This is a genomic window from Caballeronia calidae (assembly GCF_900044055.2).
GTDB classification, from domain to species: domain Bacteria; phylum Pseudomonadota; class Gammaproteobacteria; order Burkholderiales; family Burkholderiaceae; genus Caballeronia; species Caballeronia calidae.
On the sequence record NZ_FCOX02000041.1, the window covers coordinates 35,614 to 57,713 of the forward strand.

Consider the following 22,100-nt stretch of genomic DNA (forward strand, 5'->3'; position numbering starts at 1 on the left):
GTTTGAAGCACAACGGGCGCCCGCTGCATGGGTGCCCGTTCTTATTTTGCACAGGTCGAGTTAGGCTAAATCAGCGTTGCTGGGTGCGCGGCTCACTCGGGTTCTGCTGCGACTTGATTTTTCGCTCCGCAGCTTGAATGTTGTCGGGATAGTGCACCCAGTCTTGCGGCGAATAGCCGACGCTATGGAGTGCTTCCAGCTCCGCCTTTACTTGGTTACGCGTGAGAGGTGCGGCGGGTTCGGCGGCAAAAGCGGTAATTGTGACCACCGACGCCGCAGCGACTGCGGCGAGTTTAAGCACTTTCATCGAGACTCCTTGAACAAGTGCGAAGACTATAGAAGTTCTTGTCGTCCGTATAAACCCTTAGAAGACGAAATCACTGTTTGCCGGGTTCGAATAATCCGGGCGGCGCACCGGTCACCGGCGCGCCTTCCGGAGTCCGGCATTACTTGATGACGAGTGAATTGATGAGATAGGCTGCGGCTCGAGTTGCTGCCTGTGAGAGCGCCCGCGCGAGGGGGCTCGTCGCCTCAAAAGCCGCATGCGCTTGAGCGACGTCATCAAACCAAAACGAGATAAGTACGTCGGGAGAGACCGGTTCCGACCATAGCCGTTCGCGTTTGGCCGTGCGAACGGTCCAGTTGAAGGAACGGCCGGTAGACGGCGCATTCGTGCGATTCGCCGTCGCAATAGCATCCACAAAATCGGCCCGAGCGAGTTGGTTGTCCAAGGCGGCGATTACGATGACCTTGACGCCGGGACGTTCCTGTTCCAAGTCGTGTTCAACGACGCATAGACTCCATCCGCGCAGGAAGTTCGGCTCGTCCTCTGGTATATAGCGACTGCCTACAGCCGACGCTTGAGCAACACTCATCACATCATCGCTTTCAAAGCAGAGCTCGACCACCCCGTCGACGTTGAAACAGCCGTTGACATCGGACTTCGACCAAAGGGTCTTGTCGACCCTGTTTTGCGTGTAGCTCGTGATTCCGTCCATGCAGAGGGCCAATTGAGCATGGCAACCAGACCAATATGCCCTGAAGTCACTCGTCGACGTTCCCTCTTTGCGTGATAGCAAAGTCATTCGTTTAATCACCGCTCCTCCTGAGAAGTGGATTTGGATTCCCCGCGGAGCGATGACGCCAAGCGCAGTTTCGAAGCAACCGGTTCCGTTAAGCGCCCGCCGCAAGGCACCTTACGGTGCAACTTCGACGCATGGCTCATCGATTTAGGGGATTGTACTTACGCAACTCAAAGCGCGTATGTTTAATTGTAGCGTATGATTCCGTCATGGCCCAACGGGTTTGGGATGACTTCGACGAGGCGCAATCGAGAGCGCCGCGGATTTGGGAGACGGGTGATGAAGCAGGAAACCGAATACAGCTGTGACGTGCTCGTGGTGGGCTCCGGATGCTCCGGAATGTCTGCCGCGATTACCGCCGCCTCGAGCGGTCTGAAGGTGCTTGTTATTGAGAAAGAGCCCAAGTTTGGCGGCTCGACTGCCCGTTCTGGCGGCTGGTTGTGGATTCCGAACACCGCACTCGCAAAGGTGCAAGGTATTTACGAACCCACGGATGCAGCGCGTACCTACCTGCAGCACGAAGCCGGAAACAGCTTCGATGGCCCGCGTGTCGATGCATTCATCAAGAGCGGTCCAGAAGCGGTCGATTTCTTCACCTCAAAAACGGCCGTTCGATTCGACATGCCGCTGGTGTTTCCCGACTATCACGCGGAGGCACCTGGAGGAACGCAAGGAGGGCGCTCGATGGTTACGCGTCCGTTCGACGGTCGCGAACTCGGACCGGCAATCAAAGATTTGGCACCTGCGCTGCCTGAACTGACCGTGTTCGGAATGATGCTGGGCTCGGGCAAGGAAATCGTTCACTTCATGCGAGTGACGAAATCCATCAAATCGGCGTGGTATGTCACAAAGCGACTGTCGCGCCATTTTGCGGACGTCGTGAAACACGGTCGGGGGATGACGTTGACCAACGGCAACGCACTTGCCGGTCGACTCGCGAAGTCGCTTATGGATTTGAACGTCCCGCTGTGGCTGAACACGAAAGCACTCAGTCTCATCAACGAGAACGGCCGGGTGACCGGAGCAGTACTCGACCGCGAAGGGGCGAAGGTACGGGTCGTCGCACGGCGTGCAGTGGTCCTCGCTAGTGGCGGTTTTCCTTATGACATTGAGCGTCGGAAGCAGCTTTTCCCGCATGCGCCGACCGGTAACGAACACTTCTCGCCGTCGCCGACCGGCAACACCGGCGATGGCCTTCGGATGGCTGAATCCGTCGGCGGACAAGTATCAGATACGCTGCCGAACGCCGCGGCTTGGGTGCCGGTTTCAACCTTGACGCGCAAAGACGGTTCGACGGGCATCATGCCGCACTTCATCGACCGTGCGAAACCGGGCGTGATTTCCGTGCTCCGAGATGGCCGCCGGTTCACGAACGAGGGCAACTCGTATCACGATTTTGTGCAGGCATTAGTCAAGGCAACGCCGAAAGGCGAGGAGATTTCGGCACATCTCATCTGTGACCATAAGACGCTGAGAACCTACGGTTTGGGAAGCGCCGCACCCTTTCCGATGCCGATTGGCCGCTACCTCAAAACCGGCTATCTGATTCGCGCTTCATCGGTCGAGGAGCTCGCCGAGAAAATTGGAGTCAACGCGCTCAATCTGCGAGAAACCGTTCGCAGCTTCAATTCTGAAGCTCGGCTCGGCCGCGACCCCGTCTTCGGAAAAGGCAGCAAGGCTTACAACCGCTATCAGGGTGACGCTCTTCATTCGCCGAACCCTTGCGTCGCGCCTATCGAGCGGGGCCCGTTCTACGCTCTGAAAATCCGTATCGGCGATATTGGCACCTTTGCTGGTCTCAAAACGGATGAGTCGTGCCATGTGCTCGATGGGAAAGGCGCACCGATTCAGGGTTTGTATGCAGTCGGCAACGATGCTTGCAGCATCATGGGCGGCAACTACCCTGGCGCCGGCATCACGTTGGGACCGGCGCTGACCTTCGGGTACATCGCCGGAAAGGCCATTGCCGCCGCCGGACAACAAAGCGAAGATGAACTCATCGCCCCTTCACCCGCAAAATTCGCAGTCGTTTCACAATAGGTAACAGACATTATCTCTCCAGCAGTGGGTATTGCCGCGGTCGCCTTAGCACGCCACCGCGGCTTTTTTTTAAGAAAACGCGAGGGTGGCGTGACATGGTGAAGGCGCAGCGCGGAATCCACGCCATGGAAGTCGGTGGGGAGCTTCTCAAGCATTTGGCCGATGCGGGTCAGCCGCTCTCGATGGCGGCGCTGAGCGCGGCTTCGGACCTGCCGCTGAATCAGGTTTTTACGTACTTGGTTAGTCTGGTACGAACCGGTCTGGCGAGGCGGGACCCTATGACTCATCGTTACGAGCCCGGCCCACTCGCCATGAAGCTCGGCCTACACGCGCTCGCTCAACTCTCGCCGCTGCGCGAGACCTTCCGACGCGCAAATGAACTGGCCAAGGCGGCAGACCACGGTGCATTCATTGCTATCTGGACGGACCAGGGGCCGACAGTAATTCGCTATCAGTGTCCCGACTCTTACATGCATACGGGCTTGCACGTTGGCGCGGTGATGTCCGTGGCGCATAGTAGTACCGGACGTCTCTTCGCGGCACTGCTTCCTCGACACGAGGTGCAAGCTTTGTGGGACCGCGACGTTGCAAAACGCGACGGAGAATCGAACTCGGGAGGGGATGAACTCCTTGATTATCTCCTGAGGGACGTGCGCGAGAGGCGCCTGGCACGAACAATGGGTTTGCCGATTCCGGGCATAGACAGCATTAGCGCGCCGATATTCGGGCAAGAGGGAGAAGTCATGTTGGCGGTAACGGTTTTCGGGCCGACCAACACAATCGACATCGCATGGGACGGCGAAACTGCAGGCAGCTTGTTGGCGCTAACTGAAGAGTTGTCAGAAGCGGACTTACCGGTCTCCGCCTACACCGCTTAACCATACTTCTATTTCCTCCTCCGGAGCCCTTGAGGAGTGAGCGCTCTCGCTCGTACGTTGTGTACCGATGGCCGTCCCAAACAACGCAATCTGGCGCACAGAGGCCAGCAAGGGCCTTGTCGAACCTCTACATTCTCCCTTGCTGGCAACTGACAGTGATGACAGATTCATCAGCTATGTGGTTGCGTCAGTGAAGCTCCTGCTCGGACCTTTGCCGGCGCGGTTGCTCTTGGCCGCTGAAAGTAAGAAGTTACCTTACAAATATCTGAGGATGGAGGTCGGAGTGAGAACGAAAAGGACGGTTGTCGTATTGATTGTTTCGCTGCTTACCGTGGCATCGGTGGGCGCATACGCGCAGGGCGGCTCAGACTCTGCCTCGACTGTGTCGGGCAAGACCGCGACGAACAAGGCGGCCGACCGAGCTTTGCAGAAGCGAGTCCGAGCTGCTCTTGCGAAAGACAAGAACGTCACTGTCTCCAACATCACTGTGAGAGCACGTGGCGGCGATGTCACGCTACAAGGAAGCGTTCCTACCCAAGCGGAGGTGGACCACGCAGCAGAAGTCGCGAAGGGCGTATCGGGTGTGAATTCGTTGAAGAATGCGCTGACCATACGGACACCCGGCCAGTAACCCGGTGACGAACGCCTAGGTCGCGTCATACTGATGGGGCCCCCGCACGGGGCCCCCACTGGATGGCGGGTTAAATCGCCAAAAAGCCGCCGTCAACGGCTAGGGTAACGCCGGTCACGTACTGTGACATGTTAGAAGCGAGGAACACTGTCGGACCGACCAAATCGTCGGTCTGTCCGACACGCCCCATCGGGATGCGCGACATGAATGCCTCGAGTCGCTTGGGGTCTTCGCGAGTAGCGGCGGTCATAGGAGTTTCGATGACGCCAGGCGCGAGGGCATTGACGCGTACACCGAACGGCGCCAGCTCGGCCGCAAGCGACTGAGTGAACATCTTAATAGCGCCTTTCGACGGCGAGTAACCCAGGCTGCCGCCTTGTCCCGCGTACGCAGCAATCGACGCTACGTTGATGATGACACCCTTGCTTGCCTTAATTGCAGGCAATAGCGCGTGCGTCACGTTGAACGTGCCTTGCACATTCACGTCCATCACCTTCTTCCAATTCTTGGCCGCGTTCGGACTTGTGGAATTCTCGCGAATGATGATTCCAGCATTGTTCACGAGCAAAGTCACGTCGCCGATTTCCCGCTGAACACGCGCAGCAAGGGCGGAGGACGCCTCTGCGTCTGTGACGTCAAGCTCATAAGCCCACGCCTTCCGACCCTCTTCACGAATCAGTGCAGCTGTTTCCTCGACGTGTGCCAGATTGATGTCGCTGACGACTACGTCTGCGCCTGCTTGTGCAAGGCCCACTGCGAGCGCACGCCCGTTCCCTTGGCCGGCGCCGGTAACGAACGCCAGTTGGCCTTCAAGAAGCCGCGGGACGATTGAGCGGGTGGACGACATACCTTTCTCCTTAGACGTTTGAGCGCGATGCGGGCATCCCCGCGATGAGTGTTTGTGCAGTATTACACATCAACATATGAAATCGCATAGGTGTAATTACGCGGGTCGACATTATGAGACGCGTACGGTCGTCGCTTGGGCTTTCCTACCGGCGCATTGCTGTTTCGCTGCCTCAGTGGCAACACCGCCAGCGTGTCTCTACGGCCCAGCTCGAACGCGGCGCTAGGGATTTGCACCTATGCAAAAGAAGTAGCAAATATCTAATTTTGTGGCGTAGTATTCGCTCAACGAACCGCGAGCGCATCGAGCGCGAAGCTGCCTCGAAACAGAGATTTCCGTCGCTCAATTGCGTATTCGAGTAGCGACGGCTCGAGCTCGCGACAATCAGAGACGAAATTCGACCGGTATGCACTCCTTGATGACCGTCAGTGCGGAAAAGACGGTTGGCGCCCCGGGGGCGAATCGGTTCGAACTTGAGTCCACGCCAACAAAAAGCAGCAATCAGATTTATCTCAGGAGACTTTGATGTTGACGAAGGGAGTATCGAAACACGCACTGGCTGCGGCGGCGGCAATGGTGGCGGCGCCCACGTTCGCCCAATCCAGTGTCACGTTGTACGGGATAGTCGACACGTCGATTACCTACCAGAACAGTCAGACCACCCTCGGGTCAACGACGCCGGGGAAGTCGAACATTCGCATGCAGTCCGGTGTGTGGAATGGCTCTCGTTGGGGACTGCGTGGTACAGAAGACCTTGGCGGCGGGACACAGGTGCTCTTCGTTCTTGAGTCCGGCTTCAACTTGGCCACGGGCGGACAGCAATTCACCAACGCCATGTTTGGTCGGCAGTCGCGTATCGAGGTGTCCAATAAGGCGTACGGTGCGCTCTCACTGGGCCGGCAATACAGTGCCTACTACACGATGCTCGCTCCTTGGGTTCCGGCTCTCTACCAAACCGGGTACGGTTCACACCCGGGCGATTTGGACGGCTTGGACACGTACTATCGCGCCAACAACGCGATTGTGTACACGACACCGACCTTCTATGGTTTTACGGCGAGCGGTGAATTCGCACCGGCAGGCGTGCCGGGAAGTCTGAACCAAGGCTCCACGTGGAGCGCAGGCCTCCAATATAAAGGCGGCTCTTTCGGTCTCGCAGCGGCCTTTTGGCGTATCAATAACTCGACGCCCGGCGGCGGTCCTTACGGAGCTGAGTCCTCGGTGAATTCCGCAGGACAGCAGGGTGTGTCTGCTATCACGAACGGCTACAACCAAGCTCAGGGCCAGCAGCGATTCGCGGTCGACGGTGGGTACTACTTCAATGAAGCCTGGGACATCTCGTTCGCGTACTCGAACGTTCAGTACATCCCCGGCATCAACTCGAAGTTCACAGACACGGCCGTTTGGAACACTGCAGGAAGCGTCCTCCACTATATGCCTTCCCCTGCGCTCGACCTTGCTGTGGGCTACAGCTATACATGGGCCTCGAAGGCGAACAACATCTCCGACGCGGCGAAGTACCATCAAGTCGTCCTGTCCCAGTATTACGCTCTATCGAAGCGCACGGGTTTCTACGCGCTTGAGGGATATCAGCATGCCTCCGGTAAGACGCTGGGCAACCCAGGGACCGGCACCATCATCAATGCCACGCCTGCAATTGGCGACAGCTTCCAAACAACGCCGGGTGCGAGCTCGTCGATGGTTGCGGTGAGCCTAGGCATCGTAAGCAAGTTCTAAATTTGCGAGCCGAAGGGGACGAGCGTCCCCTTGTGGTTCAGGGTAAAGGGCTGGAGACATCATGAGAGCAATTCGTATCATTGCTGCGGCACTCGCTTTCTGTGGCCTCAGCGCGGCGGCTTCTTCCGTTCTCGCGCAGGACATCAAGATTGGCTTCAACGGCGACCTGTCGGCCTCGCCGTCGGCGCAGAGCGGTCAAGCGGCAGTGCTGGGTATGCAAGCAGCGGTTGATGACATCAATGCGAGCGGAGGGTTGCTGGGAAAGAAATTGTCCCTCGTGCTACGAGACGACTTGTCCCAGCCGCCGAAGTCCATCCAGAACATGTCTGACCTCATCGACAATGAAGGGGTCGTCGCGGTGTTCGGCCCGACGAACTCGGGCAATGCAATGGCCTGGAAGCACATTGTCAACCAAAAGAAAATTCCGGTGCTGGATAACGTGTCATCAGGCACTGACATCACGGCGCCGATGAGCCCGGGCGCGGATAACTACATGTTTCGTGTCTCGATGGTTGACCGCGAGCAAATCGCCGCCCTGATGGCTTACGTGAAAAAGAGTGCGGGCGCTACCTCAAAGGTCGGCTTCATGGCTGAGACGACCGGATACGGGCAGGGCGGCCTGCGCGACATGAAGGCCATAGCAGAAATGCAAGGCGTGAAGCCCGTGGGCATTGAGCAGTTCGGGGTTGGCGACACTGATATGACCTCGCAGCTCAATAAGCTGAAAGCTGCTGGCGTCGATACCGTGCTTATCTGGGCTCAAGGCACGCCCATCGCCCAGGTGATGCGGAGCATGGAGAAAATCAACTACTACCCTCGAACGCTCAGTTCGTGGGCCGCTGACAACATTACGTTTTATGACGCCGCAGGAAAGACCTTGGCCGAAAAGCCTATCTTTCTCCGCACAGTCAGCGAGAATCGCACACCTGCCCAAGACAAGTTGTTTGCTCGCATCGGTTCACAGCTCAAAGCGCCCAGTTCCTTCTCTTTTGCGCTGCACGGTTACGACTCGGTGATGGTTCTCGCGCAAGCAATCAAGCAGGCGAACAGCACGGACGGCTCGGCCATCCGGATTGCACTGGAGAGCCTCAACGCACCGGTTCATGGATTGCTTAAGACCTACATCAGGCCCTTCAGCAAGCTGAACCACGAAGCACTCGTCGCGAAAGACCTCGTCTGGGTGCAATGGAAGGACGGCAAGCTCGTGCCTTACTCTGATGCAGTGGTGGCGTCACTCACGGCCGCCGACTTCCGGAACCAGAAACCGACCGAGTCCACCTCGGTAACGTTGACACCCGCACCCGCACCCGTAGCAGCAAGCGGCAACGCAACCGCAGCGTTCCTTCAAGCACTTATCAGCGGGCTCGCCATTGGCGGTGCATATGCGCTCGTAGCGCTGGGCTTCAGCATCACGTTCACTACAACCAAGACGCTGAACTTTTCGCACGGCGAGTTCGTGTCGTCCGGCGCATTCATCGGTATGAGTGCGATGCTGCTTCTCTTGGGCAAGCCTATAACGGCCACTAGCTTTGGAGGTGTTGTGCCGGGGGTGACCGCCCAACTGCTGGCGTTGGTTGCTGCTCTTGTCGTGATGGGCGCTCTCGGGTGGCTTCTCTACGTCATTGGCGTGCGGCCTTTCGCAAGGAAGCCGGGCATGGCGTGGGTCATGAGTACTCTCGGCTTTGGTGTCGTGCTCGACAGTATCGGGCTTGCTATCTGGGGTCCGAAGCCCGTCGTCGTTCCGTCACCACTGGGCGATTCCGTCGTTCAAATCTTTGGAGTTGGCGTACGACCGCAGGAGCTCTTGCTTCTCGCTGTGGCCGTGGTTGTGATGTTTGTGTTCGACGTGGTCATGCGCAAGACGATGGTCGGCAAGATGATGCGGGCTGTCGCCGCGAATGGAAACGTGGCCAGCTTGATGGGCATCAACACGAACGCGGTGATGATTGGAGCCTTTGTTGTCAGCTCCGCTTTGGCCGGTCTCTCCGGGTTCCTGATTGCGCCAATTGCGCAAGCCTCTTTGTTCATGGGCCTCACCATCGGGCTGAAGGGCTTCTCGGGCGCAATGATTGGCGGGTTGAACAACCCTCGTGGCTGTGTGATTGGGGGCTTTGTCCTGGGCGTGCTCGAGTCCATGGTCAATCTTTGGCAGGCGCAATGGCGCGAGATTGCCGTCTTCGCCGTCGTCATCCTGGTCTTGGCGTTCCGTCCGACCGGTCTCTTTGGAAGCAAGCTGGTGGAGAAGGTATGAAACAGCTCTCTCACGTCATTTCAGTTTGCGCTATCGCGGCGATTCTCATCGGCGGGGCGCTTGCGGTCGGGAACGACTACTATCTGCACATCGCCTTCATGATGTGTGTGTACTACCTTTGCGGCGCCGGCATGAACGTTCTCGTTGGGTTTGCCGGCCAGAAGTCTCTGGGACAAGCGGGGTTGTTCGGCGCAGGCGCTTACGCCGTCGCACTCCTTACATCCCAGACGGCTATAAATCCTTGGCTCGCAATGGCGGCCGCGACAGTCATTGCGGGCGTCTTTGGTGTGCTCATCGCATTGCCGTCGCTTCGAGTGAAGGGTCCCTATCTGGCGATGGTCACTTTGGCGTTCGGGATTGTGGTCGAGCGTTTGGTGAGTGACTGGAACGAAGTTTTCGGCGGGGCTCAAGGCATCTACGGCATCCGGAGCCCTCAGTGGAACGGCCAACCGTTGACGCTCGCGCACTGGGTTTGCGTCGGCGTAGTGTTTTGCGCGGTGACCCACCTCTTGCTGCGCAATCTTCTCAGCGGGAGATTTGGCCGCGCTTTCCTGTCGCTTCAGGCTGACGAGATTGCTTCTTCATCGGTGGGAGTCCGGGTGTATCGAGCGAAAGTCATCGCGTTCGTTATTGCTGCAGTCACGTGTGGACTGGCCGGTGCGATGGTCGCGCAGCAAAATCAGTACATCAATTCCGACTTCGTATCGTTTCAGCTCTCAATCTTCATCCTCCTGCTTGTGCTTTTCGGCGGAGCCGGTACGAAGCTCGGCCCGGTCGTCGGCGCTGTGATTCTCACCTTGCTGGATGCGTTACTTGCTCGTTGGCCTTCTGTTCAGCATGTCCTGTATGGTTTGCTTTTGTTGTTTGCGTTGTACGCGATGCCCAACGGGGTGGTGGGAACCATCTATGGGACGCTGTTCCGTCGCAAAGCAAGTGGTAGCACCCTGCGGGGCGCACGAGCGAGTGGGCACGTAACGCCGTTCATGCGCAGTGGACGTTCAGGAACAGATGACCTCCTCACGGTCGCGAAGGTCTCCAAATCGTACGGTGGAGTGAAACCCGCTCAGGATGTCTCTTTCTCGCTGAAGCGCGGCCATATTCACGCTCTCATCGGTCCCAATGGGGCAGGTAAGAGCACCATGATTAACATGGTCACGGGCATCGTTAAGCCAGATGCCGGGTCCATCAAGTTCAACGGGAAGGAAATTGCACATAGCCCTGTCCACGCAATCTGCTGGTTGGGCATGGGTCGTACCTTCCAGAACCTGAGGCTTTTCGCCGACCTCTCGGTTCTCGACAACGTGATGCTGGGGCGCCATAGCCGAATGAAGAATGGCATCTTTGCGTCCCTTGCTTCTTTGCCCACAGCGCGACGGGAGGAAGAGATTACTCGGCAACGCGCTCTGGAGTTGCTGGAGCTTGTCGAACTCGGCGACCTGGCAAGTCGTCCAGCAGGAAGTCTCTCATACGGTCTGCAGCGCCGTGTCGAACTTGCCCGAGCACTCGCAACCGACCCTCAGCTACTTTTGCTCGATGAACCAGCTGCCGGATTGAATCCGCAGGAGACAGCAGAACTCGGTCAGTTGCTACTACGCATTGGAAAGTACGGCGTCACGATTCTGATGGTGGAGCATCACATGGACTTGGTGATGTCGGTCTCGGACCACGTCATTGTTCTTGACTACGGTGTGAAGATTGCCGAAGGAAAACCTGCCGAAGTGCAGGCAAATCCGCGCGTCGTCGAGGCGTATCTCGGCGTCGACGAAGTTGCTGCAGCCTGAGGGAGTTGACATGCTGAAACTAGATTCCGTGAAAGTATCCTACGGCGCCATCCACGCGGTCAAAGGCGTCAGCCTCGAAGTCCGTGAGGGCGAGGTTGTGACCATCATCGGCGCCAACGGCGCAGGAAAGAGCAGCTTACTCAAGAGCATCGCGGGATTGCAGGCAGTGTCGGCGGGTCGTGTCACTGTCGGCGGACGCGACTGCACGCAGCTTCCGCCCCATATGAGGGTTGGACTGGGCATCGCGCTGTCTCCCGAAGGCCGGGGGGTCTTTCCAGACCAAACGGTTCGCGAGAACCTTCTTCTCGGCGCATATTCGCGCAAACAGTCGAAGGCGGAAACCGAAGCGGCAATGGAGCGGGAGTTCGAGCGCTTCCCTCGGTTGCGCGAGCGACAAGACCAGCTTTCGGGCACGCTCTCCGGAGGCGAGCAGCAAATGCTTGCAATCTCACGGGCATTGATGAGCAAGCCGCGACTGCTGCTTCTCGACGAGCCTTCGCTCGGTCTGGCGCCGCTCGTGATACGGGACATCTTCGATGCAATTCGGAGCCTTCGCGACGAGGGGCTGACGATTTTGCTTGTCGAACAGATGGCAAAGCAGGCCCTGGGCGTTGCCGACCGCGCGTACGTTCTCGAGGTCGGAAACATCACCCTCGAAGGCTCGGGGCGTGAACTGCTGAACGACCCGAAGGTTAAAGCAGCTTACTTGGGTACGCACTGAAATCGTCGCGGTGCGCAGAGAGCAATTTAGCAATCAAGGGAGAGGTGGATGAGCAAGGTAAGAATGGGGCTGATTTATAAGAAGCCGGAATGGTCCACGGAAGATTTTAAGGCGCACTGGCTCAATCATCACGGCTCGCTGGTTAAGCGCGCCCCAGGGCTCAGCCAGTATTGGCAGAACCATGTTACCGACCGGGTCCAGCGTGGCATCGAGTTCGCGCGAGGTCCGTGGGAGTTTGATGGCTTCTCTCAACTGTGGGTTGCCGACCCTGAGGCTCCTTTTGGTCGCGACGAGTTGCCCGCGCAAATCTTGGCAGACGAAAGCTACTTCATGGGTGGCTTGAACATCGTCTCCGTGCAACAGACCACCGTCGTTGAGGTGCCAAACGATGACGTGCGCCGCCGACTGATGAAGCGGATGTCGATAATTCGGCGGCGCCCGGAAATGTCGGAGCAGGATTTCCTTAGAGAATGGAAGGTTCACGCAGACTATGTGAGAACGATGCCGGGTGTACTGGGCTATCGGCAAAACGCAATTGTCGAGCGCGAAGTGACGAAAGGCAGCGCGAGCACTTACGAGGAGCTGCCTATCGACGGCATCGTCGAGTTCTGGTTTGAGAGCACTGACTCCTTGCAGAACGCCTTTGGGTCCGAGGCTGGACTAAAAACAATGGCGCACGCGAAGACGTTCCTATCGGAAATCACGGCCTTCCTCGTTGACGAGCACAGGATTGTCTGAACGCCTGCATTTATGGCGAAGGAAAGGGCCCAAGCGGTCTTGGGCCTCCTGCTGATTGGCTTTGCGAGCCTTACCCAGCCGACGAGGACGTTTCGAGACGTGGGTAATCCGTGTAGCCCCGCGAATCGCCGCCATACATGGTCGAACGGTCGACAGGCGAAAGAGGAGCGTTATCGCGCAGTCGTTCTACCAGGTCGGGATTTGAGATGTACGGACGCCCAAACCCGATAAGGTCAACAATTCCAGACTCCAGTGCTTGCTCGGCCTCTGCCTTTTGGAAGCCACCGGCGAGAATCAGCGTCCCCGTGTATGCAGCGCGGAACCTCTTCAAGAATTCGCGGTCGATTGCGGTTTGACCGAGCGTCAACTGGTCGCTGAGGTGAACGTATGCCAGACTCCGGGCCGAGAGTTGCTCCGCGACTGTGAGCCACGTGTCATCTTCGTCGGCGTACGGCTTCATGTCATGCAATCTTCCGAACGGGGAGATTCGGATGGCGGTCTTGCTGGCGCCGATTGCCTCACTGACCGCGTCGACAGTTTCAAGGAGAAACCTCATTCGATTCTCGAGGGTACCGCCGTACGCGTCATTGCGGCTATTGAGACCATCGTTTAGAAACTGCTCGAATATGTATCCGTTCGCCCCATGCAGCTCCACACCGTCGAAGCCAGCCGCCATAGCGTTTTGCGCTGCTTGCACGAAGTCGCGGATAACTCTTCGAATCTCATCCGTTGCGAGTGCACGGGGAGGACTGACCGGCACCTTATTCGGGTTCCCCGCCGAGTCATATGCAAAGGCTGTGGCGGCCGCCGCGGGAAGGTTGACTGAGGAAACGGGGCTGTCGCCGCTTCGCTGTAACGTCACGTGGGAAATCCGGCCAACGTGCCAAATTTGAATGAAGATGCGCCCGCCTTGCTGGTGGACAGCGTCGGTGACTCGCTTCCATCCCGCTACCTGTTCGGGCGTGTGGATTCCAGGAGTGAAAAGATAACCGCGTCCTTCGACAGAAATCTGTGACCCCTCGGTAATGATGAGTCCAGCGCTTGCGCGCTGTCGATAGTAGAGAGCCGTCTGCTCGTCCGCAACGGTGTCTAGTGCGCGTGACCTTGTCATAGGCGCCATCACGACACGGTTGGGCAGCGGCAGGCCGGCTAAATCGTAACCGTCGAAAAGTTTGCTCATCGTTTTATGGCTAGTCAAAGTTGGTGAAATCTGGTGCTGCATCGAAGCATTGGTTTTCTGAGAATTGCCGTCTTTCTGCGAACGTGACGGAAATGAGTGATACGTCAGTGGGAGGGAAAGTGAGGAAGAACTTCAGAAGCCAGTTCGTCCATGAGTTCGGCATACGGTCGCCGACTAATCTTTGGATTGAGCGCAATGTGGTTGACACCCGCTTCCTGTGCCTCTTGAAGGAAGTGTGCGAGGGCCGCACTTCCAGAGCGAAAGCCGCCCCGTGTCCGAATGAGTGGCTCGTTCCGGTTTTCGACCAAATCGAGAAAGCCGCCGACGCCGAGTGGTTTGAACTGCCCAGAGCCGCAAGATTCGCTTACCTGGACATGCCATTGATTCGCGTACGCCGGCAATTGCTCCGGTGCCGGCGAGGAACCGATGAAGCCGTCCATGTGCTTTGCAAGCCAAGCGAGGCTCTGTTGAGCACGACCGACGGCGATAGCAGGTGTGCTGCCAAAAGGGGGCTTGGGAACCAAATCGTGGGCTCCCCACGAACTTCCGAACCGAGACGAATCGAACCGGGGAAAGCTCTCTTCGAGAACGCTCTTGTACACAGTGAATGCATCGCGGAAGCGCTCGCCTCGGGTTTCGAAGTCAATGCCGAAGAGTGGATATTCAGCCGGTCGGTCGCCAGAGGACAGCCCAAGGACAACACGGCCCCCTGACAATTGGTCAAGAGACGCTACTTGCTTTGCCAATATCAGGGGCTCGCGCATCGGCAGAACAATTCCTGCCGTCCCTAATGCAATCCTGCTTGTGAAGGCTGCCAGGTATCCGATGTATGGCACAGGGTCGAAGACCTGGCCCACATCGCCGTACTGTGGGTCGTAGAAAGGGACGTCGCGCATCCAGAGCGCCGCGAATCCTAGGTCGTCTGCCTTTTGCGCCATTGAGATATGGTCGCGCATGGTCGGAGCAGGGCTGTTCGGATGTGTTTCAAGCGGCAGAATAAGGCCGACTGTGAGCTTCTTCGGTGAAAAGAGACGCGCGAAGCCGGGCTGTTCGGCCAGTGTGGCGTCGCTGATGAGTAGTTCTGCATGGGCGTGCATTACGGATTCTCCTTGGATGGTTCATCTTAATTTCGAACCTGGAATCCATAAACCACCTATAATTCCAATTACTTCATCCTGTCATTCCAAAATCATGTTGAAGGATAGGTTCTACGGCTTCAACGAATTCGTCCTCTCCGCGCAGGATGGAAGCTTCACGGCGGCGGCCGCTCGACTAGGACTGACGAGCAGCGCCGTCGGGAAGGCAGTCACCCGACTCGAGGAACGCCTTGGAACGAAGCTGGTTCACCGAACCACCCGTCGTCTAACGCTGACGAACGAGGGAGAGGCCTATCTTGCCAGTTGCCTTCGAGTGCTTGGCGAACTGGACGAGACAGAAAGCTTGCTGACGACTGGTCATCAAGAACCGGTAGGAAGAGTACGTATCGAGTTGCCAGCGACATTTGGCCGACGCCACGTGCTTCCATCGCTTCTACAACTGTCGCAAAAGCATCCTCGCCTAGACCTCTCTGTTAACTTCAGCGAGCGTTTGGCGGACCTTGTTGCCGAAGGCGTTGACATTGCAGTGCGAATCGGCCGACTGAAGGACGACGCCGACATTGCTGCTCGAAGACTCGGGGAACAGCGACTTGTCCTTTGTGCGGCTCCAAAGTATCTCGACCGGAAGGGAACACCGAAGAATAGAGACCAACTCGCGACGCACGACTGCATCGTTGGGCTGCAGCGAGGGCAGCGAGCAAGCTGGTTGGTGAAGAATGCTGCAGGGAACTTTGAACCGATGCAGGTAGCGGCCCGATACGAGCTAGCCGACGGCGAGGCGATGCTCAACGCTGCGTTGGCCGGTTCCGGCGTTGTTCAACTGCCAACATGGTTGGTAGCAGAGCACTTGCGTCGTGGGGAACTGATTGACATTCTGAACGAATGGGCCGGGGGAGAAATGCCTATCCACGCTATCTGGCCGCGCACGAAGTACGTGCAACCTCGTGTTCGAGTTGTTATCGACGAGCTTGTTCGGCTCGCCCACGAGCAGGGTTCGGGTTTCAAGCCTTGATGCCGCGAAGGCTACGCAAACTCCCGTTCCAAATGACGACAAATGTCAATCCGGCGAGTGCGCAGATGCGGGCTTTCATGACTGGGACTCGGCGTTGTCTGACGTCGACGTTGCTTGAGCGAGCCGCCTTGCTTTCGAAAGGCCCGCTGGCCTCACAACGCCGACGATACTTCGTAGCTCCGAGCTCGGTTCAGGCCTACCCGTGAGGAACCTTGATAGCTCGCACCGGATGTAACGTCAGTCTCACACCGATGCGATGTTCGCTGCTTCCGGCGCCGGCGCTGCCGCCGTAGTGTTCCTCGTAACCTTGCTCGAAGTCGTTTTGCGAGCAGAAGTCTTTCTTGCCCCGACGGTTGCCTTTGTTGGCCCCTTCGTAGCGGCCCTCTTGACGCCCGCAGACTTCTTAGATGTTACCGCCGTCTTGGCGCCAACCTTCTTGGTCGCAGCTCGGACCTTCGGTCCAGCGTTCGACGTGGTCGCCTTGAGAGTCGCCGATGCGTCAGATGTGGCGGCAGGGGCCTGCTCAATCAGAAACTTGCTTCGGTCCTTCGCCGAGGCGAGCCACTTGGGAGCAGGGCCGCGGCCGCTCCAACTTGCTCCTGATTTCGGGTCTCTGTATTTTGCAGGCAGCGCACCCTTTGATTGCACTTTGCCAGCGAGAGTCTTTCCGCTGGACGCTCCGACCGTCTTCGCTGAAGACGCGCTGGTAGTGCCATCGATGAGAAACTTCGTGCGGTCTTTCACGTCTTTAATCCAAGCCGGCGGTCGGGCATGTCCGCTCCACGTCTCGCCGGTCTTCGGATTTTGATACTTTGCCGGCAGTTTCCCTGTGCTGGTGATAGATGCCTTGACTCCTCGACTGACGGCAGTGCGAAGGCTTGCCTTTGCGGCTCTCTTCGCTTTCGCCCTGGCTTCAATGTCTGCAGTGGTAAGCCCGTGCTTGAGCATCAATTCGCGTATTTGGTCCACTGCCGCTTGCGCTTGCTTAGCAAGGATGGTCTCGGCTTGCGCTTGTAGCTTCTTCATCCGAGCCTGAATGTTCTCGAGGGTGCTCATGGTCGCCTCCTTGGGGGTAACTTGGCGAACTATGACATAACCTTCATCAGAATAGTGCGAGAAGAGGCTTTTCCGAAACGAAAACTCAATGAGGTTATTCCCGAATTCGCGCGGGAGGATGTCTGCCAGAGGTGAACGGTCAAGAAAGCGACGACGATGGGGGGTAACAAAACTCGGCCAACGTGAATCGCAAAGCGGTGGAGAAGGCGGACCCGAACCAGCACGCACCCAACGGCCATCGGACCCGCCTTCTTCGGCTCAAGATTTATTTGCCGGCATCAGCTTCGCACTTTTTCATGAACGACGTTTTGGCAGCACCGACGAGCGGCTTACCATCTTTGCCCACGGCTTTGCTCGCACATGCGGCTGTGACATTGCTCTTATTGCCAGCTTCACACTTCTTGATGAAAGAGGTCTTGGCCGCTCCAGACAGCGGTTTGCCATTCTTATCGATTGCTTGGGCGTCACAGCCCGAAGTTGCTGCCGTAGTCGGCGCGGGTTTGGCGGCGGACGTCGCAGCTGGGGCAGACGTTTGGGCGCACGCGATTCCGACCGAGAAGAATGTTGCTACAGCGACTGCGATAATCTTGTTCATATCTATTCTCCGGGAGAGATAAGGCCGAGCGCCTTGCCTCATTAACGTTCGGGAAGGTGCGGCGTTGACGCTAGCCGACGGGAATCGTTGATGCAGTGCCGTATCGACCGCGCGGTCGATGCTCCACTCGCAATCTCGGTGCGGCACCAGCGTGAGAAGCTGGTCGGGGAAAACCAACCCAAGAAGTGGAGCGGAGCGCCAAGAGGTAGGGTGTTTCCCTAGCATCGTCGAGCGGTCTCTAACAACCGCATCGAAAACCCAGGGATAGAATCGTTCAGTGTCCACTGTCTTCCAACGCGTGCTCGCGCGTCGAGCAGACGAATGCGAATTCCCCTCTCAGATGTCCCGGCATCTGGGAAACGCAAGCGGGACTCGCACGACGTGCCGTGACCTAGAAGGAGAAAATCATGGTTATGACTCTGGCGAATCGCGCGCTTGTTTCGATTTGTTTGGGTGCCTTCTTATCTGCATGTAGCGTCGCGCCTGCCGTTGGGACAAAACAGCCACCCGAGGGAAGCGCGAAAGTTCGTGCAGCGATAGAGAGCGCAGTCGCGTCATCAGACACAGAGTTGACGCGTGAGAGCCCGACGTCAAACGGTGGTCGGCGGGCAACCGTGCAATGCGACACCGTTGGCAGCATGTTCGTCTGCACGGAAGGTGAGGCAATCTGTTGGTGGAATCGGCGTACCGGCTACGGCTGCAACTGACAACGTCCTGCTCTCACGAGGGATTTCTTGGCTCTATCGAAGGAAACACACAACGCCTGCGAACTAAGCTTTGAGACGACCACCTAGCCATCCGCGTCGCAAGGAGGTATTGCGCTCAGAGCCCGTAAGGCGGCCAACACAAAGCGTGGGCCGTTACGGGCATCATCTACTTGGAAAGGCCGCACATAACCTTGCCGTCTGCCGTGAGGCGAGGTGTGACGCCGTCGCGTACCCGGATGTACTGGCAGCCAGTCTCCACGTCTCTGTAGATGTGTACCCAGTCGTCGTTCTTGACCTTCAGCTCTTCGAAGACCTTCGGGCCTTTTCGCGGTGAGTCGAACACCCCCGCGACGTAGAGCATAGAGAACATGAGTGCGATGCTTGCGAGCATCATTGCAAGTGAACCCTTCAGCATCAGGAGCCTCTCCAGTGTTGTTATGCGGGTTGCTGCGGATGAGCGAATTCCAGTCGGGGCTAAGCGCTTGGGCAAGGGTTCTGCCACACGCGGTGTCGGCCCACGCATGCGCTTTGCTCAATACTTTCTCATAGGCGCGCGCATCGAACCAGCAGGTGCGGGTCTCTATCGCGGGTCCCAAGAGCTCAGCGGGCGAGAAATATTCCGTTTCACAACTCACAAATGCGGCGTCAACAAGTTGGCCAAGGGGAACGTTGAGGCAATGAACGGCACGAAGCCGACTCATCGACTTGACGGGAGTAACCATGAACGCGTTCACTCAGAAGCTCACAGCAATCGCCGCGCTGTCGATTGCCTTCATAGGGACCGCATCAGCTGCAACCAACTGGGATGCATCGCATCCGCGGCGCGCCGAGGTCAATCATCGGCTGTCCAATCAGGACCGCCGAATCCATCAGGAAGTCCGGGAAGGGGAACTGTCCCACAACGAGGCGATGCGGTTGCATCGCGACGACCATCAAGTGCGTCGTGAGGAGCGTCTGATGGCAAGCCAGAACGGCGGACATATCACCCGACAGGAAGACCGAGCGCTCAACCAGCAGGAGAACCGGACAAGCAGGCAAATCGGGCAGTGAAGTCCGCACTACCTCACAACGAGAATGAGTGAAGCAATGAAAAGGATAATTCTGGTTCTGTTGGGCAGCGCCTTCCTTGCATCCGCGGGCGCTGCGAGCGCCGAAGGTTGCTTGAAAGGCGCAGTAGTCGGTGGCGTCGCTGGTCACTACGCTGGGCATCACGCTGTAGTTGGCGCCGTCGGAGGCTGCGTCGTCGGTCGACATCTCGCCAACGAGAAGCGAAAGCAGTCCGCCGCTCAAGCGCAATTACAGGAGCACGCGCAGATGCAGCAGGCGGCCGCGCGCTGAGCGACTGCGCCGCCTCCCTTCAAATTGCCAGTAGCAATGACATCGTCCGGAGCGTTGAGCACCGGACGATGCGTCGGCGCAAACTCATGCATGCAAGGTCGCCGAGGTTTCTTGTCGTTCGGAACTTCCTTCCGGTCTCTGCCAGGAGCCGTGAGGAATCGCGCGGCAGTCTTACGCCGATGCGACGCTCGCCGCTCCAGGCGTCGGCATTGTCGCCGCCGTCGTGGCCGTGGCCCTGCGTGAAGTTGTCTTGCGAGCAGAAGTCTTTCTTGCACCGACGGTTGCCTTTGCCAAACCCTTCGTAGCGGCCTTCTTGACGCGACGTCGCGCTACGAGCCCGATACCATGCGGTTCCAGAGGGCAAATTGACATACCACGGAGAAGGGGAATTTCGATTCGCACTCACGCGGCGCGTAATGTCTCTTTAAACCGAACGTACTCCTGCCCCCGACCGTGATTGCGATACAGTTCGCCGACGGTTCCGAATGCAAAGGCCGGTTTGAGTTCAGCTCCGGGAAGCGCTTCTTGAACCCAGTCGTATGCGTTCATTGCGCGCTTCTCGGCGCGAATGGCTTCGCTCAAGGCTTCTAGTGCCTGGGCCGGCGAGTGGTTCGCCAGCGTAATGAAATAACGTGCGAAAGGATGCTGCTTCAACTCTGTTAGTCGTAGGGCGGACGTCTTGTTGCTCACATTCTCTCCGTCGCGAGTTGACCTAGACGTTATAGCGCAGCGATGTGACATTTCCGTGCTGAATCGGCACGCCCCGTCGATAGTGAATTGATTGATATTCTCTATGAACGTCAGTCCCCGTCTCAAAAGAGGCAGGAGTTCATCGACATTCTCGTGCAAATACGGGCCTACGCTCCCGCGCGATGCTCCGTGCAGGCGATTGGACCCTCGGCGCCAGCTTGTGCGGTCTCGTCTGGATGCTGGGAGTAGTAAGCGTTGAACAGCGACGAGCACAGTTTTGCGAGTGCCGCGAGATTTACCGCCTGGTCCGCGTGTTCGACTTCTCCTGCGTTGAGTATGTCGTCGAGGACCGGAGCGAGCCGGCGCAGTCGCCGGAATGTCTCCGCATCAAGTTCCATTTCTACTTCCTGTGTTCAAGCAAAAGAAGGCATGTGGTCGATGCTCGCGAAGGCTGAGCCTTTGCTGCGACTCAGACACTGCTCAACTGTAGGCTCGGAGAGGCTGCCGCGCCTTGAGGTCTTTACGCCGATGCCTCCGTGCAGGAACATCATCGGGGTCCTGTAGCAAATCTGACTCGGAAGGCCTTTTCCTCGAAGCGCCCGCATCCTCGATTCATCAGAATCATTACTTTGGACGCAATCTCTGTCATTCCGTTCCTTGAATTTGGTGCGTTGCACAATCGTTCGGAAACAACTCTCCGATTTGTCTGACGGTCCCAAATGTCATAATGCATGGGAGATGTCGATGCGGCCCTATAAATGTAAAGAATAGATTCCCGACGCGAAGCGTAATTCGATTGTGCGACGCAACGAAAAAAGCGCTGTTAAGCTGCCGACAAAGGGATTACCCTTAGAGCGTTCCCCTACGGAGGCTTGTCGTTGTGTCTACTCTTTCGGAGCATGACGGACTCGTTGCGACCTGGCGTCGGATTAACCCGCAGGCGGAGTTTGGCTTGTTGGAATGTTGTGAGTTGAACGGGCGCGGTGAAGCGGTGCCACATCCTCAGCCCTCCGGACGGCGCCAGATTGTCCTGACCGACGTCTATTGCCAAATTGCAGAGCAGCTTGGTCATGTTGCGGCTATGTCGGTTGCTGTCACGACGCCGTCATTTGGCATCCGAGTACCTGACGTTGTCTGGATGCCTCCTGAAAAGTGGGAACGACTTGACCTGGATGCCCCGGTCCCGTTTGTGCCAGACCTGTGTGTCGAGGTGCTCCTCGACCGCACGTTTCCGCAGGGTATCGGCCCAAGAATCAGGGCTTACCTAGAAGGCGGTGCCCGCGAGGTTATCGCAGTCGGCCACCGCGGCAAACTGCAATTCTTCGGACCGCATGGGCCGTTGGAAACTTCAACGTTCGGAATAACGCTCTCACTCGACCGATTCTACTTCGAGGATTTTGCTCCATTGTCCCACTAACGCGCATCGCAAAGCTGTGCTGCCCGTTCGGCCCTCAGATGTAAGCAGGTCAAGTCTCGTGCGGTTGTTTGCATCGATTGCCTCGGCCACGATTCCGGTATTGCGTTCCTATTCACGCACTTCCTGTTGAGCAGGTGAATCAATAGGTTAGGCGAGCTTGACCAAACCGAGTCTGCGGACGCTTCGACGTGGTGTGTTTATTCTGCCTGTAGCCTGCATCCGTGTGGGTGGTGACCTTCGCAGCGTTCTGTTAGGTCGATATTCGTGCGGTGTGCGACAAGCCACGGGATGCCCGCATAGCC

General features: G+C 57.6%; 22 protein-coding genes and 1 pseudogene. 13 read left to right on the plus strand and 10 right to left on the minus strand.

Features of this window, described 5'->3' with window-relative positions; translation table 11 throughout:
• Nucleotides 1-70: 70 nt before the first annotated feature.
• On the minus strand, nucleotides 71-307 hold the full coding sequence (locus AWB78_RS29015) for a DUF4148 domain-containing protein (protein WP_062609766.1): 237 nt from the start codon (nucleotides 305-307) through the stop codon (nucleotides 71-73).
• A 139-nt stretch (nucleotides 308-446) separates the two neighbouring features.
• Nucleotides 447-1,085: an EthD domain-containing protein gene (locus AWB78_RS29020; RefSeq protein WP_074173560.1), complete on the minus strand. Its 639-nt coding sequence runs from the start codon at nucleotides 1,083-1,085 to the stop codon at nucleotides 447-449.
• Nucleotides 1,086-1,361: 276 nt separating this feature from the next.
• On the opposite strand from AWB78_RS29020, the gene AWB78_RS29025 reads away from it, so the two are divergent.
• From AWB78_RS29025 to AWB78_RS29035, 3 genes are all read left to right on the plus strand, one after another.
• Nucleotides 1,362-3,122 carry an FAD-dependent oxidoreductase gene (locus AWB78_RS29025; RefSeq protein WP_062609770.1) on the plus strand — a complete coding sequence of 587 codons (1,761 nt, stop codon included), beginning with the start codon at nucleotides 1,362-1,364 and terminating at the stop codon, nucleotides 3,120-3,122.
• Nucleotides 3,123-3,247: 125 nt separating this feature from the next.
• Complete coding sequence (locus AWB78_RS29030) at nucleotides 3,248-4,000, plus strand: IclR family transcriptional regulator (protein ID WP_198399373.1); 753 nt, start codon at nucleotides 3,248-3,250, stop codon at nucleotides 3,998-4,000.
• A gap of 271 nt (nucleotides 4,001-4,271) precedes the next feature.
• Nucleotides 4,272-4,631 carry a BON domain-containing protein gene (locus tag AWB78_RS29035; protein ID WP_063959041.1) on the plus strand — a complete coding sequence of 120 codons (360 nt, stop codon included), beginning with the start codon at nucleotides 4,272-4,274 and terminating at the stop codon, nucleotides 4,629-4,631.
• Nucleotides 4,632-4,701: 70 nt separating this feature from the next.
• On the opposite strand, the gene AWB78_RS29040 is transcribed toward AWB78_RS29035, so the two are convergent.
• Nucleotides 4,702-5,478 carry an SDR family NAD(P)-dependent oxidoreductase gene (locus tag AWB78_RS29040; RefSeq protein WP_062609774.1) on the minus strand — a complete coding sequence of 259 codons (777 nt, stop codon included), beginning with the start codon at nucleotides 5,476-5,478 and terminating at the stop codon, nucleotides 4,702-4,704.
• 525 nt (nucleotides 5,479-6,003) lie between these two features.
• Here AWB78_RS29040 and AWB78_RS29045 point away from each other — a divergent pair.
• The 6 genes and pseudogenes from AWB78_RS29045 (at nucleotide 6,004) to AWB78_RS29070 (ending at nucleotide 12,706) form a co-directional block, all read left to right on the plus strand.
• Nucleotides 6,004-7,215, plus strand: coding sequence for a porin (locus AWB78_RS29045; RefSeq protein ID WP_062609776.1), 1,212 nt, complete (start codon nucleotides 6,004-6,006; stop codon nucleotides 7,213-7,215).
• Nucleotides 7,216-7,276: 61 nt separating this feature from the next.
• A pseudogene (locus AWB78_RS29050) lies at nucleotides 7,277-8,329 on the plus strand (ABC transporter substrate-binding protein); the annotation flags it as partial.
• Between the two features lie 240 nt (nucleotides 8,330-8,569).
• Nucleotides 8,570-9,466, plus strand: a complete 897-nt coding sequence (locus tag AWB78_RS29055) for a branched-chain amino acid ABC transporter permease (RefSeq protein ID WP_269768956.1) — start codon at nucleotides 8,570-8,572, stop codon at nucleotides 9,464-9,466.
• Nucleotides 9,463-11,247 (plus strand): branched-chain amino acid ABC transporter ATP-binding protein/permease, encoded by a 1,785-nt coding sequence (locus tag AWB78_RS29060; RefSeq protein WP_062609778.1) that lies wholly within the window; start codon nucleotides 9,463-9,465, stop codon nucleotides 11,245-11,247. The genes AWB78_RS29055 and AWB78_RS29060 overlap by 4 nt, the downstream gene beginning before the upstream one ends.
• Nucleotides 11,248-11,257: 10 nt before the next feature.
• Entirely contained in the window at nucleotides 11,258-11,968 is a 711-nt protein-coding gene (locus tag AWB78_RS29065) for an ABC transporter ATP-binding protein (protein WP_062609779.1), read from the plus strand.
• A gap of 48 nt (nucleotides 11,969-12,016) precedes the next feature.
• Nucleotides 12,017-12,706, plus strand: coding sequence for an EthD domain-containing protein (locus tag AWB78_RS29070; protein ID WP_062609781.1), 690 nt, complete (start codon nucleotides 12,017-12,019; stop codon nucleotides 12,704-12,706).
• A gap of 70 nt (nucleotides 12,707-12,776) precedes the next feature.
• Here AWB78_RS29070 and AWB78_RS29075 read toward each other — a convergent pair whose 3' ends face one another.
• On the minus strand, nucleotides 12,777-13,886 hold the full coding sequence (locus tag AWB78_RS29075; protein WP_062609830.1) for an alkene reductase: 1,110 nt from the start codon (nucleotides 13,884-13,886) through the stop codon (nucleotides 12,777-12,779).
• A 104-nt stretch (nucleotides 13,887-13,990) separates the two neighbouring features.
• The gene (locus tag AWB78_RS29080; RefSeq protein WP_062609784.1) at nucleotides 13,991-14,983 is read right to left on the minus strand and encodes an LLM class oxidoreductase; all 993 of its coding nucleotides are present in this window, start codon (nucleotides 14,981-14,983) and stop codon (nucleotides 13,991-13,993) included.
• Nucleotides 14,984-14,999: 16 nt separating this feature from the next.
• Between AWB78_RS29080 and AWB78_RS29085 the strand changes: the two genes are divergently transcribed.
• Nucleotides 15,000-15,995 carry a LysR family transcriptional regulator gene (locus tag AWB78_RS29085; RefSeq protein ID WP_232477927.1) on the plus strand — a complete coding sequence of 332 codons (996 nt, stop codon included), beginning with the start codon at nucleotides 15,000-15,002 and terminating at the stop codon, nucleotides 15,993-15,995.
• 243 nt (nucleotides 15,996-16,238) lie between these two features.
• On the opposite strand, the gene AWB78_RS29090 is transcribed toward AWB78_RS29085, so the two are convergent.
• From AWB78_RS29090 to AWB78_RS29100, 3 genes are all read right to left on the minus strand, one after another.
• The gene (locus AWB78_RS29090) at nucleotides 16,239-17,051 is read right to left on the minus strand and encodes an H-NS histone family protein (protein ID WP_062609786.1); all 813 of its coding nucleotides are present in this window, start codon (nucleotides 17,049-17,051) and stop codon (nucleotides 16,239-16,241) included.
• A gap of 265 nt (nucleotides 17,052-17,316) precedes the next feature.
• A complete protein-coding gene (locus AWB78_RS43940; protein WP_074173561.1) occupies nucleotides 17,317-17,646 on the minus strand; it encodes a hypothetical protein in 330 nt (109 codons plus the stop codon).
• A gap of 873 nt (nucleotides 17,647-18,519) precedes the next feature.
• Nucleotides 18,520-18,768: a DUF6440 family protein gene (locus AWB78_RS29100; RefSeq protein WP_062609791.1), complete on the minus strand. Its 249-nt coding sequence runs from the start codon at nucleotides 18,766-18,768 to the stop codon at nucleotides 18,520-18,522.
• 305 nt (nucleotides 18,769-19,073) lie between these two features.
• On the opposite strand from AWB78_RS29100, the gene AWB78_RS29105 reads away from it, so the two are divergent.
• A complete protein-coding gene (locus AWB78_RS29105; protein ID WP_062609794.1) occupies nucleotides 19,074-19,403 on the plus strand; it encodes a hypothetical protein in 330 nt (109 codons plus the stop codon).
• A gap of 36 nt (nucleotides 19,404-19,439) precedes the next feature.
• Nucleotides 19,440-19,691 (plus strand): hypothetical protein, encoded by a 252-nt coding sequence (locus tag AWB78_RS48555; RefSeq protein WP_096031862.1) that lies wholly within the window; start codon nucleotides 19,440-19,442, stop codon nucleotides 19,689-19,691.
• Between the two features lie 402 nt (nucleotides 19,692-20,093).
• Here AWB78_RS48555 and AWB78_RS29115 read toward each other — a convergent pair whose 3' ends face one another.
• Together AWB78_RS29115 and AWB78_RS29120 are read right to left on the minus strand one after the other, a co-directional pair.
• Entirely contained in the window at nucleotides 20,094-20,381 is a 288-nt protein-coding gene (locus AWB78_RS29115; RefSeq protein ID WP_062609835.1) for a hypothetical protein, read from the minus strand.
• A gap of 167 nt (nucleotides 20,382-20,548) precedes the next feature.
• Nucleotides 20,549-20,779: a hypothetical protein gene (locus AWB78_RS29120; RefSeq protein ID WP_062609797.1), complete on the minus strand. Its 231-nt coding sequence runs from the start codon at nucleotides 20,777-20,779 to the stop codon at nucleotides 20,549-20,551.
• Nucleotides 20,780-21,261: 482 nt separating this feature from the next.
• Here AWB78_RS29120 and AWB78_RS29125 point away from each other — a divergent pair, with 482 nt between their 5' ends.
• Nucleotides 21,262-21,798: a Uma2 family endonuclease gene (locus AWB78_RS29125; protein WP_062609800.1), complete on the plus strand. Its 537-nt coding sequence runs from the start codon at nucleotides 21,262-21,264 to the stop codon at nucleotides 21,796-21,798.
• The last annotated feature ends 302 nt before the right edge of the window (nucleotides 21,799-22,100 follow it).